Source organism: Acinetobacter sp. YH12099, assembly GCF_013419195.1.
In the GTDB taxonomy this organism is placed as follows: Bacteria; Pseudomonadota; Gammaproteobacteria; order Pseudomonadales; family Moraxellaceae; genus Acinetobacter; species Acinetobacter towneri.
This window is the reverse complement of sequence record NZ_VPAP01000001.1, coordinates 154,410-172,865: the sequence shown is the minus strand read 5'-3', so window position 1 is coordinate 172,865 and position 18,456 is coordinate 154,410. Positions and strand designations below refer to the sequence as shown.

General features: G+C 41.4%; 16 protein-coding genes. 12 read left to right on the top strand and 4 right to left on the bottom strand.

Going from position 1 to position 18,456, the window contains the following annotated elements; genetic code table 11:
* The first annotated feature begins 55 nt into the window (after positions 1 to 55).
* Positions 56 to 409, top strand: a complete 354-nt coding sequence (locus FTU39_RS00840) for a helix-turn-helix domain-containing protein (protein WP_168418171.1) — start codon at positions 56 to 58, stop codon at positions 407 to 409.
* On the opposite strand, the gene FTU39_RS00835 is transcribed toward FTU39_RS00840, so the two are convergent.
* Positions 410 to 1,603: an MFS transporter gene (locus FTU39_RS00835; RefSeq protein WP_180051603.1), complete on the bottom strand. Its 1,194-nt coding sequence runs from the start codon at positions 1,601 to 1,603 to the stop codon at positions 410 to 412. It abuts the gene before it with no gap.
* Between the two features lie 215 nt (positions 1,604 to 1,818).
* On the opposite strand from FTU39_RS00835, the gene cgtA reads away from it, so the two are divergent.
* Positions 1,819 to 3,033 (top strand): Obg family GTPase CgtA, encoded by a 1,215-nt coding sequence (cgtA, locus tag FTU39_RS00830; RefSeq protein WP_004971687.1) that lies wholly within the window; start codon positions 1,819 to 1,821, stop codon positions 3,031 to 3,033.
* A gap of 27 nt (positions 3,034 to 3,060) precedes the next feature.
* A complete protein-coding gene (gene proB / locus FTU39_RS00825; protein ID WP_180051602.1) occupies positions 3,061 to 4,194 on the top strand; it encodes a glutamate 5-kinase in 1,134 nt (377 codons plus the stop codon).
* Positions 4,195 to 4,295: 101 nt separating this feature from the next.
* Here proB and FTU39_RS00820 read toward each other — a convergent pair whose 3' ends face one another.
* The gene (locus FTU39_RS00820) at positions 4,296 to 5,000 is read right to left on the bottom strand and encodes an SIMPL domain-containing protein (protein ID WP_180051601.1); all 705 of its coding nucleotides are present in this window, start codon (positions 4,998 to 5,000) and stop codon (positions 4,296 to 4,298) included.
* Positions 5,001 to 5,493: 493 nt separating this feature from the next.
* On the opposite strand from FTU39_RS00820, the gene FTU39_RS00815 reads away from it, so the two are divergent.
* The 9 genes from FTU39_RS00815 (at position 5,494) to FTU39_RS00775 (ending at position 16,286) form a co-directional block, all read left to right on the top strand.
* Positions 5,494 to 6,867 carry a diaminobutyrate--2-oxoglutarate transaminase gene (locus FTU39_RS00815; RefSeq protein WP_004971681.1) on the top strand — a complete coding sequence of 458 codons (1,374 nt, stop codon included), beginning with the start codon at positions 5,494 to 5,496 and terminating at the stop codon, positions 6,865 to 6,867.
* Between the two features lie 4 nt (positions 6,868 to 6,871).
* The gene (locus FTU39_RS00810) at positions 6,872 to 8,404 is read left to right on the top strand and encodes an aspartate aminotransferase family protein (protein ID WP_004971679.1); all 1,533 of its coding nucleotides are present in this window, start codon (positions 6,872 to 6,874) and stop codon (positions 8,402 to 8,404) included.
* A gap of 474 nt (positions 8,405 to 8,878) precedes the next feature.
* Entirely contained in the window at positions 8,879 to 9,901 is a 1,023-nt protein-coding gene (locus tag FTU39_RS00805; RefSeq protein WP_180051600.1) for a substrate-binding domain-containing protein, read from the top strand.
* A 100-nt stretch (positions 9,902 to 10,001) separates the two neighbouring features.
* Positions 10,002 to 11,381 carry a phosphate ABC transporter permease subunit PstC gene (pstC, locus tag FTU39_RS00800; RefSeq protein WP_004971674.1) on the top strand — a complete coding sequence of 460 codons (1,380 nt, stop codon included), beginning with the start codon at positions 10,002 to 10,004 and terminating at the stop codon, positions 11,379 to 11,381.
* Positions 11,381 to 12,769: a phosphate ABC transporter permease PstA gene (gene pstA, locus FTU39_RS00795; protein WP_167845916.1), complete on the top strand. Its 1,389-nt coding sequence runs from the start codon at positions 11,381 to 11,383 to the stop codon at positions 12,767 to 12,769. The genes pstC and pstA overlap by 1 nt, the downstream gene beginning before the upstream one ends.
* A gap of 15 nt (positions 12,770 to 12,784) precedes the next feature.
* The gene (gene pstB / locus FTU39_RS00790; protein ID WP_154320875.1) at positions 12,785 to 13,711 is read left to right on the top strand and encodes a phosphate ABC transporter ATP-binding protein PstB; all 927 of its coding nucleotides are present in this window, start codon (positions 12,785 to 12,787) and stop codon (positions 13,709 to 13,711) included.
* Between the two features lie 95 nt (positions 13,712 to 13,806).
* A complete protein-coding gene (locus tag FTU39_RS00785) occupies positions 13,807 to 14,451 on the top strand; it encodes a hypothetical protein (RefSeq protein ID WP_180051599.1) in 645 nt (214 codons plus the stop codon).
* A gap of 73 nt (positions 14,452 to 14,524) precedes the next feature.
* Complete coding sequence (sohB, locus tag FTU39_RS00780) at positions 14,525 to 15,487, top strand: protease SohB (RefSeq protein ID WP_004971667.1); 963 nt, start codon at positions 14,525 to 14,527, stop codon at positions 15,485 to 15,487.
* Between the two features lie 172 nt (positions 15,488 to 15,659).
* A complete protein-coding gene (locus tag FTU39_RS00775) occupies positions 15,660 to 16,286 on the top strand; it encodes a cytochrome b/b6 domain-containing protein (RefSeq protein ID WP_004971665.1) in 627 nt (208 codons plus the stop codon).
* Positions 16,287 to 16,316: 30 nt separating this feature from the next.
* Here FTU39_RS00775 and FTU39_RS00770 read toward each other — a convergent pair whose 3' ends face one another.
* Both FTU39_RS00770 and purB read right to left on the bottom strand, forming a co-directional pair.
* Positions 16,317 to 16,937, bottom strand: coding sequence for a DUF2238 domain-containing protein (locus FTU39_RS00770; RefSeq protein WP_004971662.1), 621 nt, complete (start codon positions 16,935 to 16,937; stop codon positions 16,317 to 16,319).
* Positions 16,938 to 17,028: 91 nt separating this feature from the next.
* Positions 17,029 to 18,417, bottom strand: coding sequence for an adenylosuccinate lyase (gene purB, locus FTU39_RS00765; protein WP_019837658.1), 1,389 nt, complete (start codon positions 18,415 to 18,417; stop codon positions 17,029 to 17,031).
* Positions 18,418 to 18,456: the final 39 nt, after the last annotated feature.

Genomic DNA, 18,456 nt, shown 5'->3' with positions numbered 1-18,456 from the left:
AGTAAGCTTGATTTTTAATTCAACTTTTAAGGTCAATCTACACAAGGATTAAGTTATGCAATATGCCAGCAGTCATGTACTCGGACAAGTCCTTGCCAAAGATTGTCCATCTCGTATTTTGTTAGAACACCTTGCCAATAAATGGTCGATGTTGGTGCTGCATTGTTTGAGTGAGGGTTTACATCGCTTTAGTGAGTTAAGACAGCGCATTGAAGGGGTGAGTGAAAAAATGTTGGCACAAACCCTGAAAATTTTAGAACAAGATGGTTTGATTTTACGCACTGTCTATCCAACCGTACCACCTAAAGTGGAGTATCAACTTACGTTTGAAGGTTCACAAATTGCAGAAAAAGTTAATCAGTTGATTGATTATTTAGAAAAAAATATCAATCAGACTCTGTCAGAATAATTATCTTTCTTGCTGTCTAAAATCATAACGATCAATCAATAAAATACCTACGGCAAATATTAAAATACTCGCGACACAGCCCATCCAGCCCCAGTGCAGCCATGCGTAGACCGCCGTCAGCGAACCAAGTGCTGCACCAGAAAAATAAATGGTCATATATACGGCATTAATACGTGAGCGTGCGGTAGCATCAATTCGATACACCAAGTTCTGATTCAGTACGTGAAATGCAGTGAGGCCAAAATAACTCATCAATACGCCCACTGCATAAGCCATAATATTCTGCTGTGCAAAAAAGAGTGGAATGCAAGAAAACAACATCAAACTGATACAGAGCATAGCGACAAAATTTTCATGTCCTTTGCCTACCGTTTTACCTGACCAGCTCGAAGAAAAAATACCAATCACACCCAATAAGCCAAAAAGCCCAATTTGAAAATCACTAAAATGATAAGGCGGATTGGCTAAAACAAAAGTCATGGAAGTAAAAACCAAGGACAAAATAGCGAAACCCAAAGCACCTGCGCAGGCTCTGCGAATTAAATGTGGCTGGGTGGTGGCTAATTGAATTAGAGAACGATAAATAGCTACCACGGTCAAATTTTTATTGGCAGCTGTAGAAGGTAGCTTTTTCCACATCAGCCCTGCAAACAGTAGGGTGATTATGCCGCTACTTAAATAAACACCTTCCCAAGACCAAAAGGTCGAAACAAAACCAGCAAAGGTACGCGATAAAATAATACCCATCACCAAACCACTCATAAGTTTGCCTACAATGGCAGCACTCGATTCGGGTGGACTAATGCTTGATGCAAAAGGAATTAAAACCTGTGCGGAAATCGCACCAAATGTGGCACATACCGTAAAGAAATACAGCATGGTTAAATTGCTGCTGAAGGACAGTAAAATTTGCGAGAGGGCAGCAAAGACCATCAAGCTCACAATCAGTTTTCTTTTATTGAGTAGATCGCCCAAAGGCACAAGTAACATTAATCCTAAACCATAGCCGATTTGTGCAAGTACTACTGCAAAACCTGCTTGGCTGGTGCTGATGCCTAAACTTTTTTCAATTGAATAAATTAAAGGCTGATTAAAATATGCCGATCCCGCACACAAGCCACAGGCGGTTGCTATGAGTAAAATAAATTTAGGCGATAAAGCAGGCGTGGTTGTGGTGGCAACAGCATTAGACATGGCGACAGAAAGCAAACAAGGGTTAAAGCACTATAAGAACTTAGATGAGGAAGGAGAAATAAGAAAAAACGATCATATCATTGCTAAAAGAAATGAGTGTTTTGAACAATCAAGGATAAAAAGCATCTACGCATACGATTGCATAAATATAATTCGAGAAATTCTCTAAAATATGGCAGAATATACGGCTTTTAAAGTTTTAGAGGATTGGCAAGATGCGCTTTGTTGATGAAGCAGTCATTACCGTAGAGGCTGGCGACGGTGGCAATGGCGTAGCCAGTTTTCGCCGAGAGAAATTTGTACCATTTGGTGGGCCAGATGGCGGTGATGGTGGTCGTGGCGGCAGTATTTTTATTCAAGCCGACGACAACGCAAGCACCCTTGTAGATTATCGTTATACCCGTAAATTTCGCGCTGAACGTGGTAAAAACGGTTCGGGCGCAAACTGTGCAGGTCGTGGTGGTGAATCTGTCGTTTTGACCGTTCCAGTGGGCACAACCATTGTTGATACAGACTCTGGCGATATTATTGCAGATTTAGTCGAAAGCGGTCAGAAAGTATTGGTCGCTCAAGGCGGTGATGGTGGTTTAGGGAATACTCACTTTAAATCATCTACCAACCGTACACCGCGTAAATTCACGCATGGTACGAAAGGTGAGTTTCGTGAAATCCGTCTGGAGTTGAAAGTCCTTGCCGATGTAGGCTTGCTAGGCATGCCAAACGCGGGTAAATCGACCTTTATTCGTGCCGTGTCTGCGGCAAAACCAAAAGTTGCTGACTATCCATTTACCACCATGGTGCCAAATTTAGGCGTGGTGGATGCAGATCGTCATCGTTCTTTTGTCATGGCAGATATTCCAGGACTAATTGAAGGTGCAGCAGAAGGCGCAGGTTTGGGGATTCGCTTCCTGAAACACTTGGCGCGTACTCGTATTTTACTGCACATTGTGGATGTTCAACCTATTGATGGTTCTGATCCTGCGTACAATGCCAAAGCAATTCTGCAAGAGTTGGAAAAATTCTCTCCAACTTTGGCAAAGTTACCAATCGTGTTGGTGTTGAATAAACTTGATCAACTTCCTGAAGATTCACGTGAAGAATGGTGTAAACACATTCTTGAAGAATTGCAGTGGGATGGTCCTGTGTTCAAAACTTCAGGCTTAATGTCTGAAGGTACACAGCAAGTGGTGTATTACTTGATGGATCAAATTGAGCAACAACGTGAACGCGAAGTTGAAGATCCTGAGTACGCAGCAGAAATGAAAGCATTCCGTGATCAGCTGGAAGCTGAAACACGTGAACAAACCATTGCCGCGAAAGAAGCGTATCGTGAGATGCGCCGTCAGCAACGTCTTGCAGGTATGTTGGGCGATGACGACGAAGACGATGATGGTGAAGATGGCGAAGTAGAAGTGTACTACGTACGCTAAGCGCTACAAAAAGTGACTGAGGACAAGATGATAGAAGTGGTAGATGGGCAACGTCAGCTCAAGGGTTGTAAACGAATCGTTGTTAAAATCGGATCATCTTTACTCACAGCCAATGGGCAAGGTTTAGATTTGGATGCAATCTCGCATTGGGCGGGACAAATTGCAGATCTACACAATGCTGGACACGAAATTATTTTAGTGTCATCGGGAGCTGTGGCTGAAGGTATGGTGCGAATGAAACTTGAGCATCGACCCACCGATCTACCCAGTCTTCAGGCATGCGCTGCCATTGGTCAAATGGGCTTGATTCAAACTTGGTCAAGTGTGCTGGAAAAACACCAGATTCAAACTGCACAAGTCCTATTAACCCATGATGATTTGGCAGATCGTCGTCGTTATTTAAACTCGTGCGATGCATTGCAAAACCTGATTGAATGGCGCGTGATACCAGTCATTAATGAAAATGACACAGTGTCTACTGACGAAATTCGCTTTGGTGATAACGACACTTTGGCTGCGATGGTGGCAGGGCAGGTACATGCAGATTTGTTGATTATTTTGACCGATCAGCAAGGCATGTTTGACTCCGACCCACGCTCTAATCCAAACGCAAAACTGTTCCATACTGTACGCGCTTTGGATGAAAGTCTGTTTGATATGGCGGGTGGTGGCGGCAAGTTTGGGCGCGGTGGCATGCTGACCAAAGTCCGTGCAGCGCGTTTGGCGGCTAAATCGGGTTGTCCAACTTTAATTGCCAGTGGTGAAAGTGACAATGTGCTTGCGCGTTTAATGGCGGGCGAAATGTTGGGTACACTGTTCATTACTGACAATGACCGTATTGCAGCACATCAACAGTGGTTGGCGGCACATTTACAAACGGCAGGACGTTTGGTGATTGATGATGGCGCAGTCAAAGCCATTACAGAAAATCATCGCAGTTTATTGCCTGTGGGTGTAAAAGCGGTAGAAGGGCATTTTGAACGTGGCGATGTGGTGGAGTGTGTAGATACACAAGGTCATCGTGTCGCTGTGGGACGTGTTAATTTTAGTTCACGTTCTGCAGATTTGGTCAAAGGCTTGGCTTCTGACAAAGTGCATCAGGTGTTAGGCGAGGCACGTTCGTTGGAGATGATCCATCGCAATCACATGGCGATTTATTGATGATGCTGTAAGTTATCATTCAATTGAAGTTATTAAAAAACCCGCTTGGAATATCTAAGCGGGTTTTTTATTACTTAAACAACGCATGTCATGCTTCAAGTTTATTTAAACTGAATCGTTCCATTTGCATTGACTGTAATTTTAGATTCACCTGCTGCCGTATCTTGATCAGCTACAGCCGTTTCTGCGACAGCAAATTTAGCCATACTCGCGCGCATAACGGGTTGCGGAAAATAAGAATTGGTGTTTAGGTTCAAATTAACCAAGTTATAGCCCGATTTATTCCAAGCCTGACTTAACATTTGCGCACGTTGTTGAAAGTTTTTAGACGCTTCGACCATCAACTCATTTTCAACTTTTTTGCGTTGTGCATCCGACACGCTAAAATTAATTGATTGGGTCTGAAAGTTTTGTTGTAGCTCACTCACCAACTGGCTTGCGGCTTTAAAATCGGTGCTTTGCACACGTACTTCTGCACGACCGCGCCATTCTTTTAACTTACGACTGTCATTGTCGTAAATTGGATAGGTGGTTTGTGAGCCCGTTTCAACTTTCACTTGTGGATACTTACGTGCAGTTGCAATGGCTTGGCTCATTAACTGGTTAATTTGTGATGCAAGTTCAGCAGGCTGTTTGTGACTTTTTTCAATATATAACACAGCGTGCATTTGATCATTTGAAACTTCGCGTGTAGCTTCGGCTTGAACATTGACGATATTGTAATTTAAAGATTCATTTTGTTGGGCAAAAGCAGTGCTTGCAGCACCAACAGCCAACAGGGTAGCAGCGAGAGAAAGTAAGCGCATATTCTGACCTTTTGTTCAAATTATCGAGATTTTAAAATGTGTTTTAACTGCTTTAAATTTTAGCTTTGCTTTGTGAGGATTTTTAGTTGAATTTGTGGTGGCTTTGTAAAATATGCGTTAAAAAATGCGGTAAATACTGCTTTATAAAATTCAATAAAAATAATGATCTATACTATTTTGAAAATAAATGCTGCATGACTTGAGAGATTGTGCAAAAAAACGTATAAAGGAAGTGGAAAGAGTTAAATTTTCTTTCCTTTGTCACAATGTAAGATGATAATTCAATCGAATCATCTGCAAGATATGTTTTTTCGATGAGATTAGGCAATATTTGGGTTAAACCTGTTTATTTTCTAGAAAAATTAGGTATTATCCCGCTTCCTAGTCTTGAAGAACAAAACTCTATCTCGCTAGATCAAAAAAGCACCGAGTCAAAGGACCGCAAGTCACCAGACTTATTTCTTTCAACCCATATCAGAGATGGTAATTCGATATGAGCGTTACTTCTGTAAACCCTGCCAACCATTCCACAAACGAATACTACTTGACTCGCCAAAGTCAGATGGAATCGAATGTGCGTAGTTATCCTCGTAAATTACCGTTAGCGATAGCGAAAGCACTGGGTTGTTGGGTTACCGATGTTGAAGGTACTGAGTACCTAGATTGTTTGGCTGGGGCAGGAACCTTGGCATTGGGTCATAACCATCCTGCGGTGGTTCAAAGCATCCAAGACACTTTAGCGAGTGGTTTGCCATTACATACCCTAGATTTAACGACACCTTTGAAAGATGCTTTTACTGAAGCGTTACTTTCACATATGCCTGGTGGTCAAGAAGAATACTGCTTGCAGTTCTGTGGTCCTACAGGTGCAGATGGCACAGAAGCGGCAATCAAACTTGCAAAAACCTATACAGGTCGTAGCTCAGTCATCAGCTTCTCAGGTGGCTATCATGGTATGACTCATGGTTCATTGGCGATGACAGGTAACTTGTCTGCAAAAAACGCAGTCAATGGTTTAATGCCTGGTGTTCAATTTATGCCATATCCGCATGAATACCGCTGCCCACTTGGTATTGGCGGTGAAGCGGGTGTAGATGCTTTAACGTATTATTTTGAAAACTTCATTGAAGATGTAGAAAGCGGTGTAACTAAGCCTGCAGCTGTGATTCTTGAAGCAATTCAAGGTGAAGGCGGTGTAGTGACTGCACCAATTAAATGGTTGAAAAAAATCCGCGAAGTGACTGAAAAGCACAACATCGTTTTAATTTTAGACGAAGTTCAAGCGGGCTTTGCACGTTCAGGCAAAATGTTTGCATTTGAACATGCAGGTATTGAGCCAGACGTGATTGTAATGTCTAAAGCTGTTGGTGGCGGCTTGCCATTGGCGGTACTTGCAATTAAACGTAAGTTTGACGCATGGCAGCCTGCAGGTCACACGGGTACTTTCCGTGGTAACCAATTGGCAATGGGTACTGGTCTTGTGGTGCTTAAAACCATTAAAGAACAAAACCTTGCACAAAATGCGCAAGAGCGTGGTGAGTTCTTACAAGCTGAATTGAAAAAATTAGCTGTTGAATTCCCATGTATTGGTAACGTGCGTGGTCGTGGTTTAATGATTGGTATCGAAATTGTAGATGAACGCCAAGAAAAAGACCGTTTAGGTGCTTATCCAGCAGACTCTCAATTGGCTGCTGCTGTTCAAGCTGCATGTTTTGACAACAAATTGTTGCTTGAGAAAGGTGGTCGTGGTGGTACGGTAATCCGTTTACTTTGTCCACTCATCATTACTCAAGAAGAGTGTGTAGAAGTCATCGCTCGCTTCAAGAAAGCAGTTGCTGAAGCGTTAGTCGCAGTTCGAGGCGCATAAGTTTATGGTAGATTTTGCAGAACATCGTAAAGCGTTACTCTGCAATGATGCTCAATCCATTGCTGACTACAGTGCAGCAATGGAACAAGCGACTCAAGCAGTCGCGGCATGGTTGCAAAATGACAAAATGTACACAGGCGGCAGCATTAAAGAATTGCGTGAAGCGATTTCTTTCCAGCCTGCAAAACAAGGTTTGGGTGTACAAAAGTCATTGGAACGCATGGTTGAGCTTTTCTTAAACAAAAGTTTAAAAGTTCATCATCCACATTCTTTGGCACATTTGCATTGTCCAACTATGGTGGCAAGCCAAATTGCAGAAGTTCTCATTAACGCAACCAACCAATCTATGGACTCTTGGGATCAAAGCCCTGCAGGTTCATTGATGGAAGTACAACTAATTGACTGGTTACGTCAAAAAGTTGGCTATGGTGCAGGTCAAGCGGGCGTGTTCACTTCAGGTGGTACGCAGTCTAACTTGATGGGTGTGTTATTGGCGCGTGATGCGTGTATTGCAAAGAACTGGAAAGATGAAAACGGTAATCCGTGGTCTGTTCAGCGCGATGGTATTCCAAGCGATGCAATGCGTAATGTGAAAGTCATTTGTTCTGAAAATGCACACTTCTCTGTGCAAAAGAACATGGCGATGATGGGTATGGGCTTCCAATCGGTTGTTACTGTACCTGTTAATGAAAATGCACAAATGGACGTGGTTGCACTTGAGCAAACCATGGCGCATTTAAAATCTGAAGGTAAGATCGTTGCGTGTGTGGTTGCGACTGCAGGTACAACCGATGCAGGCGCGATTGATCCGCTTAAAAAGATTCGTGACATCACTAATCAATATGGCGCGTGGATGCACATTGACGCAGCTTGGGGTGGTGCATTAATTCTTTCTAACAGTCATCGTGACATGCTTGATGGTATTGAGCTGTCTGATTCTGTGACACTGGATTTCCATAAGCATTACTTCCAAACTATTTCGTGCGGTGCGTTCTTACTGAAAGATGAAGCGAACTATCGTTTCATGCACTATGAAGCAGAATATTTGAACTCTGCTTATGATGAAGAACATGGCGTACCAAACTTGGTGTCTAAGTCATTGCAAACAACGCGTCGTTTTGATGCGTTGAAACTTTGGATGACGATTGAAGCATTAGGTGAAGAGCTTTACGGTTCTATGATTGATCATGGTGTGAAGCTAACCCGTGACGTTGCTGATTATATTAAAGCGACTGCAGGTTTAGAATTGTTGGTTGAACCACAATTTGCTTCAGTGTTGTTCCGTGTTGTGCCTGAAGGTTATCCTGCAGAGTTCTTGGATAGCTTGAACCAAAACGTGGCAGATGAATTATTTGCACGTGGTGAGGCCAATATTGGTGTAACTAAAGTCGGTAATGTTCAATCATTGAAGATGACGACTTTAAGTCCAGTGGCAACACTTGAAAACGTGAAAAACTTGTTAGGCCTAGTATTGGCAGAAGCAGATCGCATTAAAGATGCGATTGTCGCGGGTACTTATACGCCACCAATCGACTAATGCTTTCATTATTCAGATTGTTATGAAATACAACAAAAGAAGTCACTACGGTGGCTTTTTTTGTGTCTGATTAAAAATATTGCAGTGAAGTGTTGTACCGTTCTTGCTTGAATTTTGTGATGGATTGGGTGTTTTGGGCTCAAATAATGCACTGCGGATGTCATAAAAATTACGCAATTGGCGAATAAACCATCAATTTTGGTAGAAAAAACCATAAATAATGATGACATTGGCATGAATTATTACATTTTGAAATTTAAATACTGAAAAAAATAAGCACTCTAGTGTTTTATTAGTTATTGATTTTAAATCATTTAAAAATTATTTCAGATACGAAAAGCAAATATAACCAAAGCGTAACAAAGCTGTAACATGGTTGTCATATTATAAAACCACAATGCAGTTATCGAAATAAGTACAAAACTTAATAACAAGTGACGTACTCCGAACTTGCATACTATGAGAGAGAACAGAATGCGCTTTACTAACATCGCCATTGCTTTAGCCGTATCTGCAGCAGCTGTAACAACTGCTAACGCAGCTCGTGACACCATCCAAATCGCGGGTTCTTCAACCGTTCTACCATACGCAAGTATTGTAGCAGAAGAATTTGGTAATACTTTCCCACAATTCAAAACTCCAGTTATTGGTTCAGGCGGTTCTTCAGGTGGTTTGAAGCAGTTCTGTACAGGTGTGGGTGATAACACAATCGACATCGCGAACTCATCTCGTAAAATTAAAGATTCAGAATTAGCTGCTTGTAAAAAAGCAGGCGTAAACCAAGTTTTAGAAATTAAAATTGGTTACGACGGTATCGTATTTGCTTCTAACGCAAACAAAGCGGCTTACAAATTAAAGCCTTACCATGTATATGCAGCAATTGCAGCTCAATTACCATCTAAAGGTAAAATGGTTGCTAACCCATATACACGTTGGAACCAAATTGACAAAACACTTCCAAACGAGCCTATTACACTTGTAATTCCAGCGTCTAACCACGGTACACGTGAAGTGTTCCAAGAGAAAATGGTTGATGCAGGCTGTGAAGCTTATGCTGCAATCAAAGCATTAGACAAAGATGCGCAAAAGAAAGTGTGTACTACTTTCCGTAAGGATGGTCGTGTAATCGAAATCGCGGGTGACTACACAGAAACACTGGCACGTTTGAAAACTTCTCCAAGCGCAGTAGGTGTATTCGGCTTAGGTTTCTATGACCAAAACCGTGACCGTTTACGTGTTGCAACTGTAAACAACGTAGCGCCATCTGAAAACACAATTTTAAATGGTTCTTACCCTGTATCACGTCCATTGTTCTTCTACGTGAAAGGTGAGCACCTTAAATCAATCAAAGGTTTACCGCAATTTACTGAATACTTCTTGAGCAAGAAAGTATCTGGTAAAGGTTCTAAATTAGACAAAGCAGGTTTGATCTCTATGTCTGACAAAGAGCGTGCACAAGTTCTTGCTAACTTCAAAGCTGGTAAAGCGGTTAAGTAATTTGAGTTAAAGCAGCTGATGGCAGGGAACAACCTGCCATCGGCTTTTTGCTAAGAAATGTTTTTTCAAAAACACAAATTGAAAAAACAGTGGAGAATACATGAATCTGCTACTCATAGGTGTGTTATTGGCGATTATCGCCGTAGCCTATCAAATCGGGTTAAGCAAGAGCCGTAACCTAGCAGGTAAGGGAAATAACTCTGCAATGTTACATTCACGCCCAGGATATTATGGCGCGTTGGTAGCATTATGGTGTGGTATTCCTGCTTTTTTAATTTTGATTGTTTGGAACTTGGTTGAACCAAGTATTCTAGAGCAAGTGGTAATTAATAATGTGCCAGCGCACATTGCTGCAAGCCTAGACCCTGCAAGTACAAGTGTTTTGGTTGATCGCGTACAAGCCATTGCATCTGGTTTTGGTGTAAGTGATACACCTGCTGCATACGAAGTTGCAGCGGCAGAGCAATTAGCGAAAATTGAAACCATTGGTTCTTATGCCAAACTTGCGGTGGTGATCTGTGCGGCCTTATTTGGTTTGCTGTGGGCAAAGAAACGTGTTTCACAACAATTCCGCGCACGTAACCAAGTTGAAAAAATCATCAACATTTCTTTGGCATTATGTTCTGGTGTTGCGATTCTAACTACGGTTGGTATTGTGATGTCCATGTTCAGTGAAGCGATGCGATTCTTTAGTTTCGTTAGCCCACTGGATTTCTTCTTTGGTACAGTCTGGAACCCTGGTTTTAGCACCTCGGGTAGTGCAGATGGCAGTTATGGTTTACTTCCATTACTGTGGGGCACATTGATGGTGAGTGGTATTGCTTTATTAGTTGCAGTACCTATTGGTTTAATGATCGCCATTTACCTTGCAGAATATGCATCGCCTAAATTCCGTGCATGGGCAAAGCCGACCATTGAAGTTTTAGCAGGTATTCCGACCATTGTGTACGGTGTATTTGCCATGATGATCATCGGCCCGTTCCTTAAAACTGCGGGTGCAATCATTGGACTAGATATTAATGCCACGAGTGCATTAACCGCTGGTTTAGTGATGGGCATCATGATTATTCCTTTTGTATCTTCATTGTCTGATGACATTATTACGCAAGTGCCGCGTGCGCTGCGTGATGGTTCTTTAGGCTTGGGTGCAACCAAATCTGAAACCATTCGTCGCGTGGTGATGCCAGCTGCATTACCAGGGGTGATTGGTGCATTCTTACTTGCTGCGTCACGTGCAATTGGCGAAACCATGATTGTGGTGTTGGCTGCAGGTAATAGTCCTTTACTACACGCAAACCCATTAGAAGCGGTATCTACGGTTACGATTACGATTGTGAACCAATTAACAGGTGATACAGATTTCGCAAGTCCGCAGGCATTGGTTGCTTTCGCACTTGGTTTGACCCTGTTCGTGATTACCTTAGGTTTGAACATTGTTGCACTATACATCGTGCGTAAATATCGTGAGCAATACGACTAATGAGTACTTCAAATACATCGTCTTTGGATCAGTTAGATCCACAAGCTGCTGCCGAATTACGTGAACAACGTAAAAAAACCATCGCCAGTTCATTGGGTAAGCGTCATCGTAAGGAAAAAACCTTCCGCTTGATGGGTTTCTCGGCAGTTATTGCAGGTTTATTCTTTGTCGTATTGTTATTCGGCAGTATCTTATCTAAAGGTTTGCCTGCGTTCTGGCAAAGCAGCATGAGCCTTCCAATTTACTTCGATCCAGCGATTGTCAATGCAGGTCCAAAACCTAAGGCGATTGCAGGCGAGTCACCAGCACAATACGAAGACCGTATGATTGCGTGGCAAACCGAAATGGGTATGGTCGATTGGGATGCTTTAATTGTGAATGGTATTGTAGCGAAAGACAAAGCACTAGAAGCTAAGCGTGATGATCTTGGTTACTTATATACCAGTTCTGAAGCATACCGTCTTCGTGACATGGTCTTGGCAGATCCTTCTTTAATTGGCCAAACCAAAGAAGTGAAAGTGCTTGCAGATGCCAACGTCGATGTATGGCTAGAAGGCAAGATTGACCGCAGCTTACCAGATGAGCAGCAACAATTAAGCCCTGAAGTACGTCAATTGGCAGATCAGCTCGAATCACAAGGTATTATTGAAAGTACTTTCAATACCAATATTTTTGTTAGCCCAGACTCACGTAGTTCTCCAGCGACTTCTGGTTTGGCAGGTGCATTCATGGGTTCATTATTCATGATGCTGATTGTGATCTTTATTTCGATTCCAATTGGTGTTGCATCAGCAATTTACTTAGAAGAATTTGCGCCAAAAAATGCGATTACTGATATTATTGAAGTGAACATCAATAACTTGGCCGCTGTACCTTCTATTGTATTTGGTTTGTTGGGTGCTGCGATCTTTATTGGTTGGATGCATTTACCATTGTCTGCACCATTGGTCGGTGGTTTGGTACTGAGTTTAATGACTTTACCAACCGTGATTATTACCACGCGTGCATCATTAAAAGCAGTGCCACCGTCTATTCGTCAAGCTGCTTTAGGTTTGGGTGCTTCTCGTTTACAAACAGTGTTCCACCACGTACTCCCACTTGCATTGCCGGGTATTTTAACGGGTGCAATTATTGGTGTCGCACAAGCTTTAGGTGAAACCGCACCATTGTTATTAATTGGTATGAGTGCTTTCGTTGCCAGTGTACCAGCAACTCCACTTGATCAATCTACTGCGTTACCTGTGCAAATTTTCTTATGGCAGGGTAATGAATTGCGTAACTTCTTCGAGGGACGTACCGCTGCAGCCATTATCGTACTACTTGCGCTAATGATTGGCTTAAACAGCCTTGCAATTTGGTTACGTAAGAAGTTTGAAGTACGCTGGTAATTGAGGGCAGAGAATATGAATACTGTAGTAAGCACAGAAAAACCGAATTCCTTAGAACAGGATAAGCAAGTGAATCCACAACAAAGCCAATTTACATCTACCGATGTAGAACAGAAGCAATCATCGACTTCGTTTGTTTCACAATTTGATACGCAAACTTCAAGCAAAAAAGAAGCGAAATCTTCAAATGTAAAGTTAAGCACCAATGACGTGCATGTGTATTATGGTGAGTCTGAAGCCATCAAAGGTATTGATTTAAATATCTATGAAAATGAAGTGATTGCATTTATTGGTCCATCGGGTTGTGGTAAATCGACTTTCTTGCGTACTTTAAACCGTATGAACGACACGATTGATAGCTGTCGTGTGACGGGTAAAGTAATGTTGGATAACCAAGATATTTACGATCCGAACTTAGACGTGGTGTTATTGCGTGCACAAGTGGGCATGGTGTTCCAGAAACCAAACCCATTCCCAAAATCAATTTTTGAAAACGTAGCCTATGGCCCTAAACTGCATGGTTTAGCACGTGATAAGTACGATTTAGAAGAAATTGTAGAAAACAGCTTGCGTAAAGCAGGTTTGTGGGATGAAGTGAAAGATCGTTTGAATCAACCAGGCACAGGTCTTTCTGGTGGTCAGCAACAACGTCTTTGTATTGCGCGTACCATTGCGGTAAGTCCAGAAGTAATTTTGATGGATGAACCATGTTCGGCACTTGACCCAATTGCAACGGCAAAAGTAGAAGAGCTAATTTCTGAACTTTCTACTCAATATACGATTGCGATTGTAACGCACTCAATGCAACAGGCAGCGCGTGTATCTGACCGTACCGCATACTTCCATTTAGGTGATTTGATTGAAGTGAATGCAACTGAAAAAGTATTTACTCAGCCAGACCATCAATTAACAGAAGCATATATTACAGGTCGTTTTGGTTAATCTACTTAAGTCCTGAAAGCTATTAAAACAGAATCTTAGGATTCTGTTTTTTTGTTATAGTATTGATTGTTTTGTACGCGCAGCGAAAATAAAAAATGCAGTTTCCTTCACAAGAAGAACGACAACAGGCAAAACCAGCACGCCAAGCCACGAAAAAAATAATCGATGCCTTGTTTGGATTTCAACATAGTGCAGAGACGATAGCAGCACTTTTGGTTTTGCTGAGTATTTTATTGGCAACGTTTTTTAACCATGATGGGTGGTTTCCAACTTCTCAAAGCCCCAATATGAGCAATTATCATCGTTGGTTGTATGATCAATTTGTGATAGTTTCAGGTGTGATAGTGCTTGTTGTTTATTTTAGGGTACAGCAGCAAGCAAGTGATCCCCATTTTCGGCAGGCTTGGCGAGACTATATCGATGCCAATACTAAATTTAAGTTTTATCGCTATGTAAAAGCACAACAAAAAAATAAGTTACCGTTCTTGCACAGTGCAGTAGGTGAATTTCTTTGCGTAATGTGTTTCTGCGTAGGTTTAGTGTGTTTCTATTCAATGCTTACACCTTCAGATCATGAGCGTAGAGGTAGTTTTCTACTGTTTGGTTGGTGGCCGATCAACGCACTTATTATTGGGATTTGCTATCAGGGGCAAATTTGGTTTGCTGTACGTTTAATGGCTGTTCGGCAGATTTCTAAACGATATTTACGATTGATTCAAAAAGAAGCTGCTTTAAGATAGAAAAAGTATTGAAAAAGTCGAAATTGACCTAATGTAGTCCTAATAAACCGAATTAAATTGAGAACTCATTTTTATGTTATTTCATTTACCTAAACTACCTGCCGAAATTCGGATTAGTCATTTGAATGCGCGAATTAATGAACAACGAAAAAAAATTGCGCAAACCACGGCATCTAAACTCGAGCTATTACAACTTTCACAACAAATGGCACGTGAAGCGCGCGCCCGTAAAAAGAACAATCAAAAAATTTATGTGTTGGATTTTAAAGGTGATACTGCTGCGTCTGCTGTAGAGCAATTGCGTGAAGAAATCACCCTAATTTTGGCAACGGCCAAAGCTGGACGTGACCGTGTTGTGGTACGTTTGGAAAGTCCAGGCGGTATGGTGCATGGTTATGGGCTTGCAGCTGCACAATTGGTACGTTTGCGTGATGCAGGTTTCCATCTCACGATTTGCGTCGATAAAGTCGCAGCAAGTGGTGGCTATATGATGGCATGTATTGGTTCAGAAATTGTGTCAGCGCCATTTGCGATTTTGGGTTCTATTGGCGTAGTGGCACAAGTGCCTAACTTTAATCGCTTGCTCAAAGAAAAAAATATAGATTTTGAGATGTACACAGCAGGTCAATACAAACGCACTGTGACCATGTTTGGTGAAAATACCGAAGAAGGCAAGGCTAAGTTTGAAGAAGAATTGCAACAAACTCATGTACTATTTAAACACTTTGTTGAAAAATACCGTCCACAACTGAATGTTGAAAAAGTGGCAACAGGTGAGCATTGGTATGGTCAGGATGCACTGGATTTAAACTTGGTAGATAAGTTACAAACCTCAGATGAATACTTACTAAGTTTGTTGCCACAGCATGATATTTATGTGATTCAAACCCGTAAAAAGCCAACTTTGGGTGAAAAACTGGGTTTGCAAGCTGCACAAATGGCAGACAGTTTGATTCCTGCAGTGATGAATAAACTGGTTGATAGCCTAAGCAAAGCCAACAGCAGTTTGTTGCAAATCCGTGATCCTAAACTGTAATAGTGATGATCTAACTTCTAAAATTTATCTAAAAATTGCGCTCAATTGAGCGCAATTTTTTTATTCACTTTTATTCAAAAATATAGGGTCTTTGATTTAAGCATCTTAATTTTCAATTCAGCTTGATGTTATATCTTTGTGATAAGAACCAAACCACCTTGATAGATTGAATATGCAAACAAATAGTGTGCCCGCGAAGCAATCAACATCTACAGATTTAATGATTCGCTTTTTGCATGTGGTGATGCTGCTAAGTTTTACAGGGGCTTACTTAACAGGTGATGCGGAAGAATGGCATCAGTTACATATGGCTTTTGGCTATACGTTGGGGATTAGTTTAGCTTTACGAATCGTATGGCAGGTGTTGAGTATGTTGAACAGCACACAGCCGACAGGAATTTCTAAACGTTTAGGCATGATTCAACAATTTGTAAAACGCGATTGGAAACAGCCACAGCAGTTTTTTTCATTACCGTTTTTAAAGTCAGGCAGTTCCAGTGCGTTTCAATTCAGTATTTTGTTGATTTGGTTGGCATTGCCTTTAACTGTGTTGGTTGGATTTTTCACCGATTATACCCAAAGTCATACTTTAAAAGAGCTACATGAATTTGCAGCAAATTTATTCTTAGCTGCGGTATTGGTGCATTTAGCGAGCTTAACTTTAAGCAGCGTATTGTTTAAAAAATGGCTTGCCAAAACCATGTTTTGGGGTTCAGGTAAACCTGCAGTATTAACGGTGTTGATCTGGATGATTTCAGTCGCAAGTTTAGCTGGCTTCTGGTGGTGGTATTGGCAATAAATTTGGATTTAGTACGAAAGAGGCATCCTGTTAGGGTTTCTTGATCAAGTAGAAGCATCCCATCAGCATTGCTCCTATCGTTGCTAAAAGCATATCCATGTGTGCATCCCAAATATCACCTTGCTGACCATTATAATTTTCAGCATCTTCTGGCGATAAGCCAAGCGCAATGAGCCATTCCACCCATTCATAAATTAAACTGCTTGCCATGATAAATTGAATGACCAAAAGATATAAAACGATAGGTTTGTTTTTTGGAAACCAGACTTCAAACAAGCGCAATAAAACAGGATAGAGCAAAATACCATAAGCCAAATGCACAAAACGGTCATACATATTGCGTGACCAACCCATGCTCTGATCTAAATTGAAGCCAAAGCTGTGCAAAATCCAATCATTATAGGGCACATAAGAATACAGATAATGTGCTCCGACAATATGAATCAGTAAAAATATTAAATACAGCACAAAGCTAGAAAAACTCAGTCCTACTTTTTTAAATGCAATCAATAAAGCCGCGAGCATAAAAACTGTGCCTGCCTGATGCAGTAGATACGATTCAAATTCCAGTGGTTGAATACTGGCAGCAAGCATGGCGAGTATAACCAAGCCTAAAGCACAGTAATGTTGAATGCGGAATTGATTTTGCATGTGATGTTTAAGTTGGAAGATTTGTTTTATTCTAATAAAAATGCGAAGCCGAAGCTTCGCATTTTTGTATTGTGATGAATGCTTTTACAAATTAGATTTTAGCAATTAAATCTTGAATTTGTTTTGCTTGTTCAGCTGCATTACCTGTGTAAGTTGCAGGCGTCATTGTCGCTAAACGTGCGCGATCTGCTGCAGGAACGCCTTCCAACTCATTACCATTCACGAAATCTACCATCATGTCACGTGTCATAGCTTGACCACGTGTAAGAGCTTTTAATTTTTCGTATGGTTTTTCGATGTTATAACGACGCATCACAGTTTGAATTGGCTCAGCCAATACTTCTTGAGCATTGTCTAAATCTTCAAGAATACGTTGTGCGTTCAATTCAAGTTTGCCAATACCTTTAGAGCAAGCTTCAAATGCGATCAAGCTTTGTGCAAAACCAACACCCATATTACGCAATACAGTCGAGTCAGTTAAGTCACGTTGCCAGCGAGAGATTGGTAATTTTTCGCCTAAGTGAGCCAAGACTGCATTGGCGATACCCAAGTTACCTTCAGAGTTTTCAAAGTCAATTGGGTTTACTTTGTGCGGCATGGTTGAAGAACCAACTTCACCTTCTTTCAGTTTTTGCTTGAAGAAACCAAGTGAGATGTAGCCCCAAACGTCACGGTTGAAGTCGATTAGAATGGTGTTGAAACGACGTAGCGCATCAAACAATTCTGCCATATAGTCGTGTGGCTCAATTTGAGTCGTGTATGGGTTAAAGCTTAAACCTAAAGATTCTACAAATGCTTGAGAATGTGCAGGCCAGTTGATTTCTGGGTATGCAGAAAGGTGAGCGTTGTAGTTACCTACTGCACCATTGATTTTGCCCAAAAGCTCAACTTGCTTGAACTGTTTGATTTGACGTGCAAGACGATATGCCACGTTTGCCATTTCTTTACCCAAAGTTGTTGGGCTTGCAGTTTGACCGTGAGTACGTGACAACATTGGTTGATCTGCGTGTTTTTCTGCCAATGCAACAATCGAATCAATGATTTGCTGCATCGCTGCAACCAATACTTCACGACCATTTTTAAGCATTAAAGCATGTGACAAGTTGTTGATGTCTTCTGAAGTACAAGCAAAGTGAATGAACTCACCTGCATTTTTTAACTCATCAATGTTGGCAATTTTTTCTTTTAAGAAATATTCAACTGCTTTTACGTCATGGTTGGTGGTGCGTTCAATTTCTTTAATGCGGTTGGCATCATCTTCAGAGAAATCTGCAACAATTGCATCTAATGCAGCATTCGTTGCAGCACTGAAAGCAGGTACTTCGGTAATTTCAGGACGATTGGCAAGCGCTTGTAACCAACGCACTTCAACAGTCACACGAGCATGGATTAAACCAAACTCAGAGAGGAAAGGGCGGAGAGCATCACATTTGCTTGCATAGCGCCCATCTAATGGAGAAAGTGCGGTTAAAGCGTTCATATCGATTCCTTAAACTTTGGAATTAAACCTAAAACAAAA